The organism is Psychrobacter sp. R86515 (genome assembly GCF_042466315.1).
Lineage (GTDB): Bacteria > Pseudomonadota > Gammaproteobacteria > Pseudomonadales > Moraxellaceae > Psychrobacter.
In genome coordinates this window covers 2,512,977-2,533,077 of sequence record NZ_JAXHCC010000001.1, presented here as the reverse complement: position 1 = coordinate 2,533,077, position 20,101 = coordinate 2,512,977, and the positions used below count along the sequence as shown (strand labels likewise).

18 protein-coding genes are annotated in these 20,101 nt (G+C 43.8%); 10 read left to right on the top strand and 8 right to left on the bottom strand.

Annotated elements, in window-relative coordinates:
* Positions 1 to 65: 65 nt before the first annotated feature.
* The 5 genes from SJY28_RS10505 to SJY28_RS10485 all read right to left on the bottom strand — a co-directional run bounded on the left by SJY28_RS10505 (position 66) and on the right by SJY28_RS10485 (position 6,796).
* Positions 66 to 1,682 carry an exonuclease SbcCD subunit D C-terminal domain-containing protein gene (locus SJY28_RS10505; RefSeq protein WP_379544409.1) on the bottom strand — a complete coding sequence of 539 codons (1,617 nt, stop codon included), beginning with the start codon at positions 1,680 to 1,682 and terminating at the stop codon, positions 66 to 68.
* 152 nt (positions 1,683 to 1,834) lie between these two features.
* Positions 1,835 to 3,475 (bottom strand): siroheme synthase CysG, encoded by a 1,641-nt coding sequence (gene cysG / locus SJY28_RS10500; protein ID WP_379544408.1) that lies wholly within the window; start codon positions 3,473 to 3,475, stop codon positions 1,835 to 1,837.
* A 293-nt stretch (positions 3,476 to 3,768) separates the two neighbouring features.
* On the bottom strand, positions 3,769 to 4,407 hold the full coding sequence (locus SJY28_RS10495; protein WP_114700031.1) for a phosphoadenosine phosphosulfate reductase family protein: 639 nt from the start codon (positions 4,405 to 4,407) through the stop codon (positions 3,769 to 3,771).
* Between the two features lie 84 nt (positions 4,408 to 4,491).
* Positions 4,492 to 5,112 (bottom strand): DUF934 domain-containing protein, encoded by a 621-nt coding sequence (locus tag SJY28_RS10490; RefSeq protein ID WP_319051714.1) that lies wholly within the window; start codon positions 5,110 to 5,112, stop codon positions 4,492 to 4,494.
* Positions 5,105 to 6,796: a nitrite/sulfite reductase gene (locus SJY28_RS10485; protein ID WP_379544407.1), complete on the bottom strand. Its 1,692-nt coding sequence runs from the start codon at positions 6,794 to 6,796 to the stop codon at positions 5,105 to 5,107. Before SJY28_RS10485 ends, SJY28_RS10490 begins: the two co-directional genes overlap by 8 nt.
* Positions 6,797 to 7,139: 343 nt before the next feature.
* Here SJY28_RS10485 and sat point away from each other — a divergent pair, with 343 nt between their 5' ends.
* Positions 7,140 to 8,402, top strand: a complete 1,263-nt coding sequence (gene sat, locus SJY28_RS10480) for a sulfate adenylyltransferase (RefSeq protein ID WP_379544406.1) — start codon at positions 7,140 to 7,142, stop codon at positions 8,400 to 8,402.
* Positions 8,403 to 8,538: 136 nt separating this feature from the next.
* Here the strand turns inward: sat and SJY28_RS10475 are convergent, their stop codons facing one another.
* Positions 8,539 to 9,078 (bottom strand): hypothetical protein, encoded by a 540-nt coding sequence (locus tag SJY28_RS10475; protein WP_379544405.1) that lies wholly within the window; start codon positions 9,076 to 9,078, stop codon positions 8,539 to 8,541.
* A gap of 408 nt (positions 9,079 to 9,486) precedes the next feature.
* Between SJY28_RS10475 and SJY28_RS10470 the strand changes: the two genes are divergently transcribed.
* The 5 genes from SJY28_RS10470 (at position 9,487) to SJY28_RS10450 (ending at position 14,842) form a co-directional block, all read left to right on the top strand.
* A complete protein-coding gene (locus SJY28_RS10470; RefSeq protein WP_379544404.1) occupies positions 9,487 to 10,614 on the top strand; it encodes a sulfate ABC transporter substrate-binding protein in 1,128 nt (375 codons plus the stop codon).
* A 268-nt stretch (positions 10,615 to 10,882) separates the two neighbouring features.
* Positions 10,883 to 11,974 (top strand): sulfate ABC transporter substrate-binding protein, encoded by a 1,092-nt coding sequence (locus SJY28_RS10465; RefSeq protein WP_102093604.1) that lies wholly within the window; start codon positions 10,883 to 10,885, stop codon positions 11,972 to 11,974.
* Positions 11,975 to 12,197: 223 nt separating this feature from the next.
* Complete coding sequence (gene cysT, locus SJY28_RS10460; RefSeq protein ID WP_075107596.1) at positions 12,198 to 13,082, top strand: sulfate ABC transporter permease subunit CysT; 885 nt, start codon at positions 12,198 to 12,200, stop codon at positions 13,080 to 13,082.
* Position 13,083: 1 nt separating this feature from the next.
* Positions 13,084 to 14,022, top strand: a complete 939-nt coding sequence (gene cysW / locus SJY28_RS10455) for a sulfate ABC transporter permease subunit CysW (RefSeq protein ID WP_379544403.1) — start codon at positions 13,084 to 13,086, stop codon at positions 14,020 to 14,022.
* A 97-nt stretch (positions 14,023 to 14,119) separates the two neighbouring features.
* A complete protein-coding gene (locus tag SJY28_RS10450; protein ID WP_379544402.1) occupies positions 14,120 to 14,842 on the top strand; it encodes a sulfate/molybdate ABC transporter ATP-binding protein in 723 nt (240 codons plus the stop codon).
* Between the two features lie 165 nt (positions 14,843 to 15,007).
* Here the strand turns inward: SJY28_RS10450 and SJY28_RS10445 are convergent, their stop codons facing one another.
* Positions 15,008 to 15,337, bottom strand: a complete 330-nt coding sequence (locus SJY28_RS10445; protein WP_057760261.1) for a helix-turn-helix transcriptional regulator — start codon at positions 15,335 to 15,337, stop codon at positions 15,008 to 15,010.
* A 388-nt stretch (positions 15,338 to 15,725) separates the two neighbouring features.
* Here SJY28_RS10445 and SJY28_RS10440 point away from each other — a divergent pair, with 388 nt between their 5' ends.
* From SJY28_RS10440 to bfr (SJY28_RS10430), 3 genes are all read left to right on the top strand, one after another.
* Positions 15,726 to 15,917 (top strand): bacterioferritin-associated ferredoxin, encoded by a 192-nt coding sequence (locus SJY28_RS10440; RefSeq protein WP_379544401.1) that lies wholly within the window; start codon positions 15,726 to 15,728, stop codon positions 15,915 to 15,917.
* A gap of 359 nt (positions 15,918 to 16,276) precedes the next feature.
* Positions 16,277 to 16,765 carry a bacterioferritin gene (gene bfr / locus SJY28_RS10435; RefSeq protein ID WP_160021721.1) on the top strand — a complete coding sequence of 163 codons (489 nt, stop codon included), beginning with the start codon at positions 16,277 to 16,279 and terminating at the stop codon, positions 16,763 to 16,765.
* A 68-nt stretch (positions 16,766 to 16,833) separates the two neighbouring features.
* On the top strand, positions 16,834 to 17,313 hold the full coding sequence (bfr, locus tag SJY28_RS10430) for a bacterioferritin (protein WP_379544400.1): 480 nt from the start codon (positions 16,834 to 16,836) through the stop codon (positions 17,311 to 17,313).
* Between the two features lie 175 nt (positions 17,314 to 17,488).
* Here the strand turns inward: bfr (SJY28_RS10430) and SJY28_RS10425 are convergent, their stop codons facing one another.
* Positions 17,489 to 18,865 (bottom strand): DHA2 family efflux MFS transporter permease subunit, encoded by a 1,377-nt coding sequence (locus SJY28_RS10425; RefSeq protein WP_341609298.1) that lies wholly within the window; start codon positions 18,863 to 18,865, stop codon positions 17,489 to 17,491.
* A 342-nt stretch (positions 18,866 to 19,207) separates the two neighbouring features.
* On the opposite strand from SJY28_RS10425, the gene yghU reads away from it, so the two are divergent.
* Positions 19,208 to 20,029 (top strand): glutathione-dependent disulfide-bond oxidoreductase, encoded by an 822-nt coding sequence (gene yghU / locus SJY28_RS10420; protein WP_379544399.1) that lies wholly within the window; start codon positions 19,208 to 19,210, stop codon positions 20,027 to 20,029.
* The last annotated feature ends 72 nt before the right edge of the window (positions 20,030 to 20,101 follow it).

The following is a 20,101-nucleotide window of genomic DNA, read 5'->3' as shown; positions in this document are numbered from 1 at the left end:
ATCAAAGGTGAAAGTGGGTTAATTCGTTATCATGCAATCAAGCTTAAATCATTAAGATCACTTTATTATTCGGCTTGCGCATCTTTATGATGAATATCGTGAATAATTTGAGCATATGCATCCCGTAATGTCAGCTTTTGCGCATCGGTCACCTCATTAACGTTCAAGCAGCGCTCAAACACATCCATCTCATTTAAGTCCTGTAGAGTTTCGGACATCGCTTCTTGATTCAGTACTTTATTATAAGTACGAGTGTTTTTTATCTTAAGCACTTCACAGGGTAACCCTTCTACCATTGCTTGCACTTGCTCACGCAAATCACTGACAATCTCATCCCCTGTATAGACAATTTCTAGCCAAATAGAGTCCGATTGCGTAAGCGCTCTAACGGTTTGATCAATCGTGGTTAAGTCACCAGATATTTGCGCCAGCTGTTGGAACTTTGGGATGGGCAGGGAGACTACTTGCATTTGATTAGCGTCATCGCGATGCAGTATTTCATTGATAGTCACGGCATCATCTGAGGTTGGTTGATTGTTTGTATCTTGCTTAACAGGAGTATTTTCTACGGCAGTAGATTGTGCCACATCTTCATCATCTGAAGGCTCATCAAAGCCAAACAAGTCATCTATGAAAGGTAGTGCCTGACTCGCCACTTTTTTATCGGTTTTTTCTGCTAACTTATCTACTGTTTTTTTAACTTTGGTGACTCCAATATCAGCTGCTATATTGATGGCATGAGGAGTAATATTATCAGGTGCGACGTTCAGCTCTGAGTTGCCATTATTAAAATGTTCTGCAGCACCAAACTGTACCAGCAATACTTGCTTTTGCTGTTTAGCTTCCCCAAAACCCATCGCGATAGGTGAGCCTGAATAGCGAATACTCTCACGACCGCCAACACGCTGCGGCACGTGCAAATGCCCAAGTGCCACATAATCAAAGCCATCATTGAACATATCGGCAGAGATTTTACCTAGTGAGCCGACATAGAGCTCGCGTACACCATCATCTTCGGTTGTTTTACCACCAGACGCGAATAGATGTCCTGTCGCGATGATAGGAATATATCGCTGATGCATTCTGATTAAGTCGGCTTGCTTAGCCTTCGCAATGTCTGCAACATTGTCATAATGCTCGCAAATACCAGCGATAACGTTGGCGTCTTTGCTATCTGCGGACTCGCCAGCGCTACTGCTACGCACATCCCGATCGCGCAGATAGGGCACAGCGGCGATAATACAATGAGGGTTGTTGTCGTCATCACCCAAGACCAATACTTCGTCGTTTAAATTATCACAAGCAGTACCAATCACATGTACATTCAAAAATTTAAGCACATTGCTTGGCGCGTCTAAAAATGTTGGTGAGTCGTGATTGCCTGCGACAATAACCACATGCTGACAGCAGGAGCGTGAGACCTTACCCAAGAACTCATAATACAGCGCTTGGGCTTTATTGCTTGGGGTCATGGTATCGAAGATATCACCTGCGACGATCAATATATCTACTTTTTGCGCGCTGATGGTGTCTTGTAGCCAATGCAGGAATGACTCAAACTCTTCGTAACGAAGACGCCCATACAGACGTCGCCCCAAGTGCCAGTCTGAGGTATGCAATATGGTTAAAGGTTTCATTTGCGTGATTAAAGAGGAAGACAAGCTAGCATCAGGTATGGGCATAAGTAGACTATAAGTATGAGCAGTAGAAAGTCTTCATTCTAGCAAGAATCGCTGAGATTTGCGCTGTTACCAAAAGAAAACCCTACCAATAATATACTGGTAGGGTTTTCTTCTTATGCAAGACTCATCGTTTTGTAGGTTAGCAGTAAGCGCTAGTCAATAATCAGTTGCTCCAGACCATCTCCTTGCTGCGTCGCAAGATTTGCGACCATCGATAGGGCATGAGCTTGTTGGTCTATTGGTTGTTTTACTGCTTCACCTCTTGACCCTTCACGCAACCAATTTTTAGCTATATCATCGCTGTTTTGACTGTGCTGCTGATTTTGCAAATTATACCAAGCCAAATCATGATGCAAGCTGACCACGTCGCCCATGATGAGAAGGGCAGGCGTTGGCAATTGTGCTTGCTCTTGTTTGGCAACAATCGTTGCAAGCGTACCGGTCAATACTTGCTGATTGGGCATACTCGCATTAGAGACGATAGCAATCGGCGTCTCGCTACTGCGACCAGCGTCAACCAAGCCTTCAGTCAAACGTGCCAGCGAGTGCAGACCCATATAAAATACGACCGTCTCATCAGTATTTAAGAAGCTTTTAAAATTACTGTTAGGTGCACCAGCTTTCAAAAATCCCGTCACAAAACGCACTGATTGTGAATGATCACGGTGAGTTAAAGGAATGCCTGCATAGCTAGCAGCGGCATTGGCAGCGGTGATGCCTGGAACGACTTGATAAGGTACATTATGTGCCCGCAAGCTCTCAATCTCTTCACCGCCACGCCCAAAGATAAACGGATCACCACCTTTTAAACGCACCACACGGCGACCTTCTTTGGCACTATTGACCAACAGCTCATTGATACCAAGTTGAGCAACGGCATGGTTGCTACGTTTTTTACCTACAAACACTTTGTCCGCATCACGGCGGCACAAATCTAAAACTTGCGGCGAGACCAAGGCGTCATAATAGACAATGTCTGCTTGCTGCATCAGACGCAAGGCTTTGAAGGTCAACAGCTCTGGATCACCCGGACCTGCGCCCACAATATAGACTTCACCAACGGCTGGTAACTCTTTTTCTGGCTCATCCGATGCGACGGGCTTGATGGCATCTGACTCTCTAACCGAATTTGTATCGTCGCTTTTCTTACTGATAGCCGCTGCGGTACTATCTAAATCAGCTTTTAATTGTGTCGCCGCTTCAGTTTCATTACCGGCGAACATGAGCTGACTGACTTGGCCTTCAAACGCGCGCTCCCAAAACTGACGACGGCCAGTAAGCGTGGGTATTTTGGCTTTTACCTCACTGCGGAATTCACCTGCCAGCTTGGCTAATTTTCCATAGCCTTGCGGGATTAATGTCTCAAGGCGGGCACGTAATAAGCGTGCCAGCACAGGCGCTTTACCATTTGATGAAATACCAATCACAATGGGATTGCGATCGATAATGGCTGGAAAGATAAAGTCACATAAATGCGGGGTATCGACCACATTGACTGGAATGTTTAGCTCAGTTGCGTCTGCATAGATTTGGTGATTCAGCGTCTCATCATCAGTCGCGGCAATGATTACCCGTGCGCCTGACATATAGGTTTTATTATAATTCTCATAGATAAACTGGTGCTTATCGTCAGTTAGCAAAGCTTGTAGCTCATGGCTGATATCAGGTGCAAGTATAGTGATACAGGCACCTGCACGGCTGAGCAAATCCGCTTTACGCAGTGCCACTTCGCCGCCGCCCACGATGAGCACTTTACGGTCTTCTAATTTAAAAAATAGCGGGAAGGTGTTCATAATGTCACCATATATTTAATTGTTTATTATAAAAGGTAGAAAAGATATCAGGAATGCCGCCATTATGAGGTATCACAAGCACACTCTCACCTAGTGAATTGGCATTAGTATATTCGTTTTTGAGATATTAGTTCCTGTTTTCGCTAACAATAGGAATAGCAGTAAATTTTCGATATAGATAGAACAGCATAAAAAAAATCCCGCTTAATGACTCTATAAGAGCCAAGCGGGATTTTTTTATTGATATAGCTATAGCCATTGTTCAACAAACAATAGCCACAGTCAGCGCCTTACTATAGCTGAGTATGCAAGCCACACTCACGGCTTTCTTCTACTTTAGTTGGATCAAAGTAGTCATGCTCATTTGGTAAGTTGTGCTCTTCTAAGTACACATCCAAATCAGCATCTGTTTTTTCAAACAATGGCGCTACCTTTAGTACGCCGTCTTTTGATAAGCTAAGTACATCAAGACCTTGGCGGAACTCAGTTTGGTCTTTACGAATAGCATTGAACCATACATCTGGCTTTAGCTCATCTAATGCACGGCGGAACGGCTCAAGTTTCACTTGTTCAGTGAACTCGTCATGCTGTGGGTTATCGATACCTGGGATACCATTCATCGTCGCGTCACGGTGTGCCGCCGTTTGCTTAGGAATATAAGTAACGACATTTAGGTTCAAGTCATGGATAAGCTTGTTGGCAAACTGATAAGTAGCATCAGTGTTGTAGCCTGAGTCTACCCACAATACCGTGATATCAGGGCGCTGTTTGGCAACCAAGTGCAAAATAGCCGACTCATACGGACGGAAGTTGGTCGTGATGATTGGGTTTTTTGCTTGAGTCAGTGCCCACTCAACGATTTGCTCAGGTGACTTACCTTGCAGGTCTTGGTTGGCTTGGTCAAGATCTAGATTTGGGTGTAATTGGCTCATAATACGTTCCTTAATTGTTGTTAATATAAAAGGGTTGATTAAAAATATTGGGTATTACTATAAAATTAATGGTCAATGCGACAGCTATGCGACTGATGTCTCTGACGGTTGTGCAAACATCGGTAAATCTGAAGCGCTTCGGCCATCATAGCTGCTAGCAAGGGCAGTAAAGGCTTGCTCAATACCAAACTTAGAATCGGCTTCTAGGTCATGCTCGCTCAATACAAAGCTATCAACCCCAGTGCGTAGCATATAAGCAATTTGATCGCGGCCAAACGCGCCAGCCACTCGAATCTCGCCTGTATAACCGATTTGGCGCAGCGTACGTGCAAAGCTAAAGTGACGACCATCAGCGAACTTCGGCACATCAATCACGATAAGTGCGTGCGTTGATAAGAACTCACTAAGCCCTTCTAGTGCATCAGCGTCAGTATCGGCAGTAACCCACAATCCAAGTCGGCTACTGTGCTGTACGATCAGCTCATAGACTTCTTTAATCAGACCGCCAGCCTGTGCGCCCGTAGTATCTAACAGATCAACAAGTGGCACGATCACGTCAGGCTTTTCTTGTTTTTGTAGTAGCTCAAGCAACGTAATGTTAGTCGATACAATGCTCTCTGGTAGCGCATCAGTAGTAAGTACATGCCATGTATCTTGACTGCCGATATCGACGCCATGACTGTCCAAAATATGGTGATTAGCCATAGACCTTCTCCTTAAATGGATCAATACCAACGCGCTCAACCAATTGACCAAAGCTTTCTACATCGTTATCAGTGCTGGCACGTAAGTCCACATAGACATCAACGATCTGCTGTATGGTGTTAGCAACCTCAAGGGCAGGCACAGATTTGCCTAAGATTTTGCCAAGTTTGGCATCGTCGCTAGAGTTGCCGCCAAGGCTAATCTGATACCAATGTTCGCCTTTTTTATCGACGCCCAAGATACCAATATCGCCTGTATGATGGTGCGCACAAGCATTGATACAGCCAGACATGTTCAGGCGAATCTCACCCAAATCGTATAGATAGTCTAGGTCATCGAACTGTTTTTCGATTTGCTCAGCGATGTTGTGGGTGGTCGCATTGGCAAGCGAGCAGTAATCCCAACCTGGGCAGACAATCATATCTGTTAGGGTGTTGATGTTTGCGCGCGCTAAATGCAATTCTGATAGCTGCTGCCATAACTCATAAAGTTTATTGGTTTGCACGTCAGCGAATACTAGATTCTGCTGATAAGTACCACGTAGCTCACCAAAGCTATACTTGTCAGAAAGATCGGCCAAGGCGTCCATTTGTGATTCACTGACATCACCAGATGGTACATATTTGCCATCGACCAAACCTGCCTTAAGAGAAATAACCACGGCACGATAGCCAGCTACTTTGTGCGCTACGGTATTTTGGTTATACCAATTGGCAAAATCTTTATCAGCGCTCAGTTGCTGTTGTAGCTCAGACTGTACTTGTAATGCGTCGAACGATGCATAGTCAGGCTCACTAAAGAAGCTGCTCGCCGTTGCAAAGTTCTCATCAGTCAAAGTAAGCGGACCATCTTTGGTATGGGCTTCCCACTCGGCATTGACCAATTTGGCAAAGGCTGGACCGCCCATGCTTTCGACCAAAATTTTGATACGTGATCTGTATTTACTGCCTTTGTCACGGCGACCATGCAAGTTATAGACACGCAAGATAGCGTCTAAATAACTCAGCAGATGCTGACGTGGCAAGAATTTATTGATGACTTTACCAAGGACAGGGATACGTCCAAGCCCGCCACCAACCAATACCTCAAAACCAATCTCACCTTCATCATTGGTTTTTACGTGTAGACCGACATCATGTACTTGGGTTGCCGCGCGGTCATCATTGGTACCGATCACAGCAATCTTAAATTTACGCGGTAAAAAAGCAAACTCAGGGTGGAAGGTTGACCACTGACGAATAATTTCACAATAGGGACGTGGGTCAGCGATTTCTTCTTTATGGATACCAGCATATGGATCAGTAGTGGTATTACGAATACAGTTGCCTGAGGTTTGGATAGCATGCATTTGTACCGAGGCTAATTCAGCTAAAATATCTGGCACATCTTCTAGCTTTGGCCAGTTCAGCTGAATATTGGTACGCGTGGTGAAGTGGCCATAGCCTTTATCATACTTGCGAGTAATCTCGGCCAGTTTGCGCAACTGGTAGCTGGCAAGTAAACCGTAAGGAATGGCGATACGCAACATCGGCGCATAACGCTGGATGTACAGGCCGTTTTGCAACCGCAATGGCAAAAACTGCTCTTCTGGCAGCTCACCTGCCAAAAACCGCTCGGTTTGGTCGCGAAATTGGGCAACTCGTTCCTCTACCAAAGTCTGGTCAGCGTAATTATATTGATACATGACGTAATCTCAGTTTTGTTTTTAATCTTAAAATCAGCGACGAAAATGATTTGCGTGTGTAATAGGTTTTATTGCCGTTCGCAATGTAAATAATTCAGCTATACATCATATAAGCTTGTACCCAGAAACATAAATTCCTTTCAGACATATCCATATCCAAACACAGCATAAATTTTCATAACGAAAGTTAGGTAGCCTATGCGTATCAAATTTAATGCCCAATCGATAGCACGCTACTTATTATCTATCGACGGCTTTCTTCTCAGTTTTGTACATTTAATCGCTGTTGCATTTTTGCTCATTTCTTCCAACCATTCTTTTTATAAGAGGTTTTAATAACTATATGTCTCAGACTCAAAGCCCAACCCAATCCCAATTCAAATCAAAGCTGGTTCCACCACATGGCAGTGCCGAGCTTAAACCACTGTTGTTAGAAGGTGAAGCACGCGATCAAGCATTAGAGCTTGCCAGCACATTGCCGACCATCACCCTAAGCTCACGTGAGCGCGGTGATTTAATCATGTTCGGTATCGGCGGTTTCACTCCGTTAAATGGTTTTATGAATCAAGCGGACTGGCAGGGCGTGGTAGACAACATGCGTCTGCAAAGCGGCGAAAACGCGGGTTTGTTTTGGCCAATTCCTATCACTTTGTCTGCGCCAAAAGAAACTGCAGATAATTTGAGCCAAGGCGACAAAGTAGCCTTGGTCGCTCAAGATGGCGAAGTCATGGGTATCTTGACGGTAGAAGAGACCTATACCATCGATAAAGAACACGAGTGTCAGCAAGTATTCACGACCACGGATTCAGAGCATCCAGGCGTACAGCAAGTACTGAACCAAGAAGCCGTCAATATTGCCGGTAGTGTTGAAGTATTGAGTGAAGGCGAGTTCCCAACGTTATATCCAGAAATCTACAAAACGCCAGCAGAAACGCGCGAAATTTTGGATGCTAAAGGCTGGAAAACAGTGGCTGCATTCCAAACGCGTAATCCGATGCACCGCTCACATGAGTATCTGGCTAAGATTGCAATTGAGATCTGTGATGGTGTATTGATTCATTCATTATTAGGCGCATTGAAACCTGGCGACATCCCAGCAGAAGTTCGTCAAGAAGCCATCAAAACACTAATTGATAACTACTTTAGACAAGATACCGTTATCCAAGCGGGCTATCCATTGGATATGCGCTATGCTGGCCCACGTGAAGCATTGTTACATGCGCTATTCCGTCAAAACTATGGCTGTAGCCATCTGATTGTTGGTCGTGACCATGCGGGTGTCGGCGATTACTATGGTGCGTTTGATGCGCAAACGATTTTTGAGCACGTTGGTAAAGATGACCTTATCACCCAACCGCTCAAAATTGGCTGGACGTTCTGGTGTAACGCTTGTAATGCGATGGCCTCTGACAAGACTTGCCCGCATGACGCCTCTGAGCACGTTAAAGTGTCAGGTACTAAGCTGCGTAAAGCGCTATCAGAAGACGAAGATGTACCAGAAAACTTTAGCCGTCCAGAAGTACTACAGATTTTGCGTGACTACTATGCTGGTATCGCAAAAGAAGAGCGTGCTGAGGTGAAATTAACGGGTGCATCTGCAGTATAAAGGCAGATCATCAGGATAAATAACTCGTACTAAGCCAGTTGTAAAAAAGGTGTCAGACTTATGGTCTGGCACCTTTTTGTTTTTATCACTATTTTTAAAATGAAAAACACGCCCTAACGCATGTTAGCGCTGTCTATTAAATCTCCAAGCCTTCTGCCAGCTTATTATATTCTCCAGCAAGTGAGCCGCCACCTGAGCAAAAATAGTTCAGTGCATACTTATCTGGGCTGTCGATGATGAGGGTGTCATCCTTAAATTGAAAAAAAGCAGTACTGTCATTTACCTTTGACTGAAAAATCGTACCATGAGCAGTATCTTGGCCCATCAATGTCGCCTTACCATCGAAGTGACAAGTAGGTTTTTTGATATCGCTGCGTGAGCGAACTTTAATGTCAATCTGTCGATCACCATCTGCTCGTACCATCACGCCAACCCAATCATAGCCTTGCGCACGTTTATCATAGTCTGCAGAAGCGTAATCCGCTGAAACCTTGTTTGTTGAAACTTTATCTCTTGAAAATCTGTCTGCTGAGACATTGTCACCCAAATCATTACTTTGAATAGCTGGCAAAGCAGATGTTGTACTGGCAACTGATTTGACCGTGATGTGGTTAGCGCTGTTCACAGTGGGCGACACGTTATTACAGCCTGTTAAAGCCGCTAGGGTAGAGGTCATTATTATTAGCCCTACAATAGAACGAAATTGATGGTATAAAAGAGTCATATAAGGGCCTTTGGTCAAGTAGAAAAGTAAGGTTCGCATAGTAGCGGGATGATGAAAGTATCATTGATACAGCAAACTTCATGACGTACAAATAATGGTACAGCCTACCCAAATCATAGTCTACTTAATAAACCTGCCAGCAGTTATTTACCTCCTTTTATGCTTGATGCTGCAAAACGATTGCTCCTATCACTTATGCCAACTTCACTAGTCGATAAGCTAATTCGTCACTAAGCGTTTGCTATTTATGCTGCTAGCATAGCTTGCATCATCCCGACAACCGAACTCAAAAGATTGTAGGCCCTGTGATGATGGTCAAGATTTTGACAAAACGCTTCTAATACTTTTATCGAGAGCATCATGCAAAAAAAATTCCAACAAATCAGCATTGCTAGCATTCAATCAACTAATAATAAGCCTGTAAAAGCGCGTGTACTTGCCACCAGCGGCATGCTCGCAGCAGCAATGATAATGACAGGATGCAGTCCAACAGAAGCGACACAAGATGACGCGACGAATAATGCAAGTGGGGGGGCACAGGATGTCAATCTACTCAACGTTTCCTATGATGTGTCTCGCGACTTTTATAAAGACTACAACACTTTATTCAGTACCGACTATCAGAAGACTCACCCAAATAGCAAAGTAAATATCAATCAGTCACATGGCGGCTCTAGTAAGCAAGCGCTCTCTGTTGCCAATGGTCTGCAAGCGGATGTGGTGACCTTTAACCAAGAGAGCGATATGAATCTATTGGTGGAAAAAGGCTTGGTCGCTGCTGACTGGCAGCAAGCACTACCAAATAATGCTGTGCCGTATACTAGCACCATGGTATTACTGGTCCGCGCTGGTAATCCAAAAAATATCAAAGATTGGTCAGATTTGGCACGTAATGATATCGATGTGGTCATCCCGAACCCGAAAACCAGTGGTACAGCACGTTATGCCTTCTTAGGTGCCTACGGTTATGGCTTGCACCAATTCAAAGAAAGCAGTAATGAAAACCCTGTAAAAACCAATGATTTTATCAAAAAGCTGCTGGCAAACGTGGTCACTTATGACAATGGCGCACGCGCAGCAACGACTAGCTTTACTCAACGTGGTTTAGGTGATGTGCTGATCACGACCGAAAACGAAGCACATTTGACTGCCCAACAATTTGCAAAGGGTAACGTTGACATCGTATACCCGAGCTATTCGATTACGATTGCCAACCCAGTGGCGGTCGTAACGGCAGTGACTGAAAAATCTGGTAAGACGGAAGCGGCTGGTACTTATCTAAAAGGCTTATGGGACAAACCTGCCCAAGAGCTCATGGCAAAAATGTACATGCGTCCAAGTGATGAGCAAATTTTAGCTGCTCATAAAGATACTTTGCCTGATATTGAGACGTTTGAACCTGTGGCTGTGTTTGGCTCATGGGCAGAGATTATGGATGCTTTCTTTGTAGATGGTGGCCGTTTTGATCAGCTGGCAACTACGAATTAGTCGTTCATTCTTAGTTTATATAACTATCTATCTTAACTGCTTTCAGTAAAACGCGGACAAGATAGATAGGGCGCATGCCAGTACTAAAACCATCAATAAACAAACAGTCAGTTATACATACAGATTCTTTTAACAACTTATTGATATATCTGGCTTTGTTTACTGGTTATTCCCTTTTGGCAATAACATACGCATATTCATCATTAAACATAATAAGATGGCGCTGTTAGCATACTTGCATTACACAACAGACATCTTTGAGGTATTTATGACAGACGTAGCTCGTTATCAACAGAAAAGTAAAACTCTTAGTGCCTTGAGTATTGCTGGCGTTGCTTTGACTCTTGGTCTAGCTGGCTGTAGCAACAGTGAGACTACTGAGGCCGCAGCTGATGGTTCAGCGACGACAGAAGGGCAAAATATCGAGCTACTTAATGTCTCATACGATGTGGCACGTGACTTCTATAAAGACTATAACCCATTGTTTGTTGAGCACTATAAAGCTGAAAACCCAGACAGCAATATTCTAATCAAACAGTCACATGGCGGCTCAAGTAAGCAAGCACTGTCTGTTGCCAACGGTCTACAAGCCGATGTTGCCACCATGAACCAAGGTTCTGATATTGAGCTGCTTGAGAAAAAAGGCTTGGTTGAGTCAGATTGGGAAAGCAAATTCCCAGACAACGCGGTTCCTTTTACCAGTACGATCGTATTTTTGGTACGTAAAGACAATCCAAAAAACATCAAAGACTGGGAAGACTTGACCAAAGACGGTGTTGAGATTGTCATGGCCAATCCAAAAGTGACGGGTAACGGTCGTTATGCGTTCTTGGGTGCATACGGTTATGGTCTACATGCTTTTAATAAAGATGAAACAAAAGCTAAAGGCTACGTAAAAGACATGCTAAAAAATGTCAAAGTCTATGAAAACGGTGGACGTGCCGCGACGACAACTTTCGTACAGCGCGGTATCGGTGATGTGTTGGTCACGTTTGAAAACGAAGCCAACCTTGCAGCGACTGATTTTGGTGCGGGTCAAGTAGACATTGTTTATCCAAAATACTCAATCAAGTCAGAAAGCCCTGTGGCAGTTGTGAAGACAGTAACAGATAAAAAAGGCACTACAGACGCTGCCAAAGCGTATCTTGATTACTTATGGAGTGAGCCTGCTCAGCAGCTAGCGGCCAATCTATATCTACGTCCTAGCGTTAAGAGCGTGCTTGACAAAAACGGTGACAAATTACCGCCAGTTGAGACTTTCCGCCCGAACGATGCCTTTGGCACATGGGATGAGATCATGAGCACTTACTTCAGCGATGGCGGTGTATTTGACCAATTGGCAATTAACGCGCCTCAGTAATCGCTTGCTGAGTAGTTAGAGCAGCTACTGCGCTAAACACTGAAACAGATTAACTCGATTAATCGTACAGTCAGTCATGAAGCACCCCATAAAGGACATGGTCGTACGCACTATGTCCTTTATATCATAAGCCGACCAATAATAATTTTGATAACAATGGTAATAATGGTCTTACAGTGAGCACCCTCGCTAAGTACCATCAGTTAGGCAATAGGACATCACTATGAGTGCAACATCTTCTTCTGCCAGTAAGCCCGGCAACAAAAAAGGTTGGCTGACCCGTTTGCGTCAGCGCAATGTGCTACCTGGGTTCGGTCTGAGCATGGGTATTACTGTCTTTAGCTTGTCGTTATTGGTGGTGCTGCCGTTTGCCATGATGGCTTATACCACGACGCAGATGGGTTGGACGGGCTTTTGGGAAACCATTACTCAGCCACAAGTCACTGCCGCTATCAAGCTGAGCTTATGGATGTCGTTTTTGGCGATGCTGACCAATATGGTATTTGGCACACTAGTCGCATGGGTACTTGTGCGCTATGAGTTTTGGGGTAAGTCACTGATTAATGCCTTAGTCGATTTGCCGTTTGCGCTACCAACCGCCGTTACAGGTATCTCGCTTGCCACTTTATATGCGCCTAATGGCTTGATTGGTCAATGGTTTGCCAAGTTCGATATTCAAGTCGCCTTTACGCCAATAGGTATTTGGCTGGCACTAGTTGTGGTTAGCTTTCCCTTTATCGTCCGTGCAGTGCAGCCAGTACTCGCTGAGCTGTCCGTTGAGTTTGAAGAAGCGGCTGCGGTATTGGGCGCTAATCGTCTGACGACTTTTCGTAAAGTGATTTTGCCAGAACTACTGCCTGCACTACTAATGGGTGCAGGTATGATGTTTGCCCGTGCTACTGGCGAGTATGGCTCCGTTATTTTTATCGCGGGTAATATTCCGATGCAGTCTGAGATTTTGCCGCTCATCATTATCAGTAAACTTGAGCAGTTCGATGTTCAAGGTGCTTCTGCGGTTGCGCTGTTTATGCTACTTATATCGTTTGTGATTTTATTGACCATCAATATCATGCAGTGGAAACTGTCGCGCCGCGTAGGAGCTCGCTAATATGCAAATATCTAATAGCTACGACTACCAAAGCAACGCTGCAACCAAAGACACGCCATGGATACGCCGTACCTTTATTGTGATCGCTGTGCTGTTTATGGTCTTAATGCTGGTGGTGCCATTATTGGCTGTGTTTTATGAGGCTTTTAAAAACGGCTGGCAGTTATATCTTGCGTCATTGGTTGACCCTGAAGCTTTGCAGGCCATCAAGCTGACGCTCATTACAGCAGGCATTGTTTTACCGATCAACATGGTCATGGGTATTGCGATTGCATGGTTGGTCACACGCTATCAGTTTAAAGGTAAGCAGCTGGTCACCACCTTACTTGATTTACCATTTTCCGTATCACCTGTCGTTGCCGGTTTGATGTTTGTGCTGCTATTCGGACTGAACTCTACGATTGGTGGCTGGCTTGAAAGTATGGGTTTTCAAGTCATCTATGCGGTGCCTGGTATTATTCTGGCGACGCTATTTGTGACCTTTCCGTTTGTGGCACGTGAGCTGATACCATTGATGCAGACCCAAGGCGACTCTGAAGAGCAAGCAGCGTTGACCTTAGGCGCGACTGGCTGGCAGACCTTTTGGCATGTGACATTGCCTAATATTAAATGGGCGCTGCTGTATGGTTTGATTTTGACCAATGCACGTGCGATGGGCGAGTTTGGTGCGGTCAGTGTGGTATCTGGTCACATTCGCGGTGAGACCAATACCATGCCGCTGTTGGTTGAGATTGCCTATAATGATTATAACTTTACCGCTGCATTTGCCTTATCGAGCTTACTTGCCGCACTTGCCTTAGTGACGCTACTGATTCAGCAAGTCATGACCAAAATGCAAGAGCGAAAATTTGCTAAGTCTGAACGTTTGGCGGCTGCCCCTGAGCTACCAGTGAGTGCCAATGCGACGACGTCAACGGCTGAGAGTGCTAGTAAGCTATAAGTTGTTTGGGTAAGTATTCAAGATTGTTCAATCATATTGACACAGTCGTTAAGACATCAGTCTCAATACGACAAAAGATATTATAAGAGATACCATTATGAGCATTGAGATTCGCAACGTTAATAAAAAATTTGGTGACTTTACGGCTTTAGACAATATCAATATTACTGTGCCAACTGGCAAGCTGACGACCTTGCTAGGTCCATCAGGCTGCGGTAAGACCACATTGTTACGTATCATTGCTGGTCTGGAATATGCCGACTCTGGACAGGTACTGTTTGATGAGATGGATGTCACCAATACGCCAGTACAAAAGCGTCATATTGGCTTTATGTTTCAGCATTATGCGTTGTTCCGTCATAAGAACATCGCAGATAACGTTGCCTTTGGATTGACGTTACTACCAAAGAATGAGCGTCCTAGCAAAGCGGATATCGATAAGCGCGTGGCAGAGCTGTTAGATCTCGTACAGCTCCCACAAGTTGCCAATGCGTATCCGCACCAACTATCAGGTGGTCAGCGTCAGCGTATTGCGCTAGCACGGGCACTTGCGGTCAAGCCAAAGCTGCTATTGCTGGATGAGCCATTTGGTGCGTTAGATGCCAAAGTACGTAAAGAGCTGCGCACTTGGCTAAAGAATATCCACCACGAGCTTGGTATCACAAGTATCATGGTAACGCACGATCAAGAAGAGGCACGTGCGGTATCAGATGAGATCGTCGTGATGAATCAGGGCCGAGTAGAGCAGGTAGGCACTTCAGAAGAGCTAATACACCAGCCAGCCAATGCCTTTATTAGCGACTTCTTAGATCTTGTATAAGCATTTGATCTAGCGCAATTTAAGTCAAATTATCAATAGTTGAGCAAAAAAAAGACCTACGAAAGTAGGTCTTTTTTGGTCTGGAGCATTGCCGCAGATTTATGGTCTTTAACGCTTTTTATAAAGCACAGTCAAAGAACCAAAAATCTAAGCGGACACTAGTGTCTAAGCAAGATCTGATACATCTCTACTAGTGCCTCTAGGAGTGATTTGCTCGTAGGTGATGTCCAAGATATCTTGACACCAATCTGGTAAATCATCAGCGACCTCATACCACATCCAAGTACCATCACGTACACAGCTCAAAATACCCAATTTTTTCAAATGGTTTAGGTGGCGTGATATCGTTGGTTGTGGCTGGTCCAGCATATCTACCAAATCACCCACGCAACGTGCTTCTTTTTTAAAAAGAATTTGAAATATTTTTAGACGTGTCGGATCAGATAGGACTTTGAATAAATCGATAGGTCGTATCGTAAAATTATTATCAGACATAGGTGAATTCCAATGGGCTTCGTTAATAGGGGTTCAATATAACAGCAGTTATCTACAAAATCGATTAAAAAATAATCAAATTTACAGTTCATCGTCAATTCACTACCTTTGACAATATTCGGTTACACGCACACTTATATCCACTTACATAAATGAACTGCCTGTAATATAAGGATACTGTCTCGAAAAATAAATATATCGAATGTGATTGAAAATGATAATAATTATCGTTATTATACTGCAAGCGATAAACGTGATTTCAACGACTAAGTTTTCATTGCTAAAAAACAGTAAATTATCCGTTTATCAATGACACTTATCACAAAGGTTTTTATATAAGTGTCGTATGCTGTCATTATCGAATAGTGGTATTCCGAGGAGCCAATCCATGTACGTATGTATCTGCAACAACGTAAAAGAAAAGCAAATCAAAGCAGCTATTGCTGCAGGTGTTGATACGCTCGATGGTCTAAAAGATACGCTCGATGTAGCAACGTGCTGTGGCTGTTGTGAGCCGATGGTCAATGACTACCTAGACGAACACCATGCAAAACTCAACAATCTAGCATACGCTGTTTAAATATTATCAATTATATACCTTGTAATATAATACGATAAAATATATTCAATATTCTGCATCTAACTTTATTATACCTAAAGGGTCGGGTGCAAGCGTCCATATAATCTCACTCAAACGCCAACATGTTACATAACACATATCAATACTAGTTGTAGCTAATTATGATTCTCAATTAGCATCTTATTCTTAGTTCATAACGTTACACCCTATACTGCGCCTGTATGCTACTATATTTACCTAAGATTAGAAGCCATTTTATTGATTTTGATTTTACTGATCAGTTTGCCAATTATGCTATCCTTATATGATAAATTGTGGATGTATGGTGATCGGTAAAAATAAATAGGGGAGTACGCGTTATGATAGGTAGCCAGAAAGTCATTGATTATTTGAATTTCTTACTAGGTGGTGAGCTTGCCGCTCGTGACCAATATTTTATTCATTCAGAGATGTACGCTGAGTGGCACTATGGCAAGTTATACGACCGTATCCATCATGAAATGGAAGACGAAACGCTACACGCACAGAATATCATTCGCCGTATCTTGATGTTGAGTGGCACGCCAAAGATGTCGGTCGACGCTATCCATATTGGTGCGACTGTTTCTGAGATGTTGCAGTTTGACCTAGATTTAGAGTACCAAGTACAAAAGCATCTAAAAGAAGGCATCGCACTTTGCGAAGCAGAGCATGACTATGTCACGCGTGAGATGTTGGTCGAGCAGTTGAAAGATACCGAAGAAGATCATGCGCATTGGCTTGAGCAGCAGCTCCGTCTCATCGACATGATTGGTCTACCGAATTACCTACAAAGCCAAATGGCTGAAGTCACTCCTAATATTGTCTGATATCATCCTACATATAAGTAGCATTCACAGTATTTAGCATAAATAACAGAGATTAAGGGAGAAAGGTAATGACAGGGGATAAAGAAGTTATTCGCGCGTTAAATAAAGTACTTGGGCAGTCATTGATTGCCATCAACCAGTATTTTTTGCATGCACGTATTGCACGTCATTGGGGTCTAGAGGCACTTAATGACTCATTATATAAGCAATCTATTGCGGAGATGAAGTGGTCAGACGACCTAATCGCTCGTATTTTATTGCTAGGCGGTTTGCCAAACTTGCAGGAACTGGGCAAGGTATTGGTTGGCGAAGATGTACCAGAAATCATTGAGTGTAACCTACGCCTTGAGAGACAAAAATTTGATATTATTACTAATGCCGTCACCTTGTGTGAGACAAAGTCTGACTATGTCTCTCGCCAGCTATTAGTCACGCTAAAAGATGGTAATGAAGAGTATGAAGATTGGTTAGAGACGCAGCAGGACTTGATTGAGAGTATTGGTGTAGAGCGCTACATCCAAACGCAAATGAGTGATGATGACGCATAATATTTGTTAATGTAAGTCGTAATAAAAAGCCAGTATAAGATTGATAATCCAATCGCATACTGGCTTTTTTCTGTTTATAGATAAGATATTTTTAAAATTTCGACTATACAGAATAGAGACGTGCCGTACGTAAAGTCTCACTCAATAGAAAACTTATCTCGATTGAAGACACGCCCTAGTATAAACCTCGGCCATCCTCAGGTTTCAGACGTAAAAAATATAGCCCCGAGAGAATGGTCAAAATTCCCAATATCCAATAAGTGGTTTGGAACGCCACTAGTGTATCCATCTGTAGACGCTCACGTAGTAGATTCAACACAGCAGCACCGAACGCAATACCAAAGCTAATCGCTAACTGCTGATTGACCGCCATTAAGCTATTACCACTACTGGTTTGTGTCCCCTGTAAATCGCCAATCGTAATCGTATTCATCGCGCTAAACTGCATAGAGTTGCAGGCACCCATGACGGTCAAGATGGGTATAAACCATAGCCACTGCGACGCATCGTTAAACTGCGCTAGTACAATGATAAGCGAACCCATAAACAAGGTATTGTAGACCAGTACTTTGCGATAGCTAAACCGTTGAATAATCTTGCTAACCCAAGGTTTGATGCCTATAGCACCCACTGCAATCGGGGCAAGCAACCAACCTGCCTGCGAAGGTGAGTACTCAAATACCACCTGAAGTAATAAAGGCAATAAAAAGGGCACGGCACTGATACCAAGCCGCGTAAACAAATTGCCTGTAATACCAATTCGAAAAGTGCGAATATCAAACAAGCTCAGTGGAAATAATGGTGCCGCTCGCCGTTTGGCATGCCAGACATATGCGCCGATCAATAGACTTGCGCCTAACCCGAGTAATAACCCATAAACCCCGCGACCTGTCTGCGAACCAAACTCAACAGCCAGTGTGAATCCGCAAGCAGCTGCGGCAAACAATACAAACCCTGTCCAGTCAAGACGCTTGGTATCTTCATATAGCGCTGGTACCAGTTTTTTGCCCATGATAAAACCTGCCACACCCATCGGTATATTGATCAAAAATATCCAATGCCAGCTGGCATATTGCACAATATAGCCACCCAATACTGGACCGACTAGTGGTGCAACCAACGCTGGTATCACAGCAAAATTCATCACAGTGAGCAGCTTATTGCGCGGATAAGACTTAACCAATATTAAACGAGCGACAGGCGTCATCATGGCACCGCCGATACCCTGTACCACACGTGAGGCAACCAAAAAATCTAGCGTTTGTGACGCCGCGCACAGTAATGAGCCAATACAAAAAATGATGACCGCTGATAAAAATACGCGGCGTGTGCCATATTTATCCGCTAAAAAACCACTGATAGGGATAAAAATCGCTAGGGTCAATGCGTAGCTGATGACGGCCCACTGCATCTTTAGTGGTGACTCACCGAGTGCCTGCGCCATTTGTGGCAACGAGGTATTCAAAATAGTAGCGTCTAAAATTTGCATAAATAGCGCTACCGCTAGTACGTAAGGTAGGTATTTCTCTTGAGTTGGGGTGAGCGTTACCATGTGAGTCCCATTGAACGTCTCGTTATGGAATAAGAAAATAGCGGATTTGCGAGCAGATCACTATGCAAGCTGAGTAGTATAAGAAAGCTTAGCTCATAATAAAAGTGACTCAAAGTAACTGATATAAGATAACTTATATAAGAGCAACGATGCGAAAGGTAGCTAATAAAAAGGCAAAGAGGTGAAATAAGACAAAAAATTCGATGCGTGCTAATAGCTCGTCTCTATTTACTTTGGCAGTAGAAACACAACATTGATTACAAGAGAGGACTTTAATATCGTTACGAGTTCTCGTTATAGTAAACCTTCGCGGCAGTCATAAATACAAACCGAGGATAAATTATGAGTCAAGATAATAATAAATACGTACCACCAAAAGTTTGGACGCAAGATAAAGATAATGGCGGCAAATTTGCTAGTATTAATAGTCCAACGTCTGGAGCTCGCTATGATAAAGAGTTGCCCATTGGTGATGCTCCGTTACAGCTGTATTCGTTAAATACACCAAATGGTGTCAAGGTCAACATACTACTAGAAGAGCTGGCCGAACTTGGTATTGACGGGGCAGCATATGATGCATACAAAATCGACATCTCTAAAGGTGAGCAGTTTGGCTCAGGGTTTGTAGAGATAAACCCCAATTCAAAGATTCCAGCCTTGGTCGATCATTCTACTGATACAGCGGGGGAGCCGATAGCACTCTTTGAGTCGGGCGCTATCTTAATGTATCTAGCAGAGAAGTTTGATAAGTTTCTGCCACTGGCTACTGGCAAAGCGCGAGCAGATTGTTTGTCTTGGATTATGTGGCAAATGGGTAGCGCGCCTTTCTTAGGTGGCGGCTTTGGGCACTTTTATGCGTATGCGCCTGAACCTCTAGAGTATCCAATCAACCGCTATACGATGGAAACCAAGCGCCAGCTCGATGTATTAGATACGCATCTAAAAGACCATGAGTACCTATGCGGCAATGATGAATCTGATTACAACATTGCGGATATGATTGTCTGGTCTTGGTATGGTCAGTTGGCACTAGGTAAGCTCTATGACGCAGCAGAGTTTTTACAAGTAGAAGACTATAAACACTTGCAGCGCTGGGCTAAGCAAATTGCTGAACGTCCTGCGGTTAAGCGTGCAGTAGCGCTAGAGCTAAAACCAATCGACTAAACTAAGTACTCAATACAGTTTAGATCTAACAGTACAGTTTAAGCATAAATAAACTTTAAACACAGCAGCAGG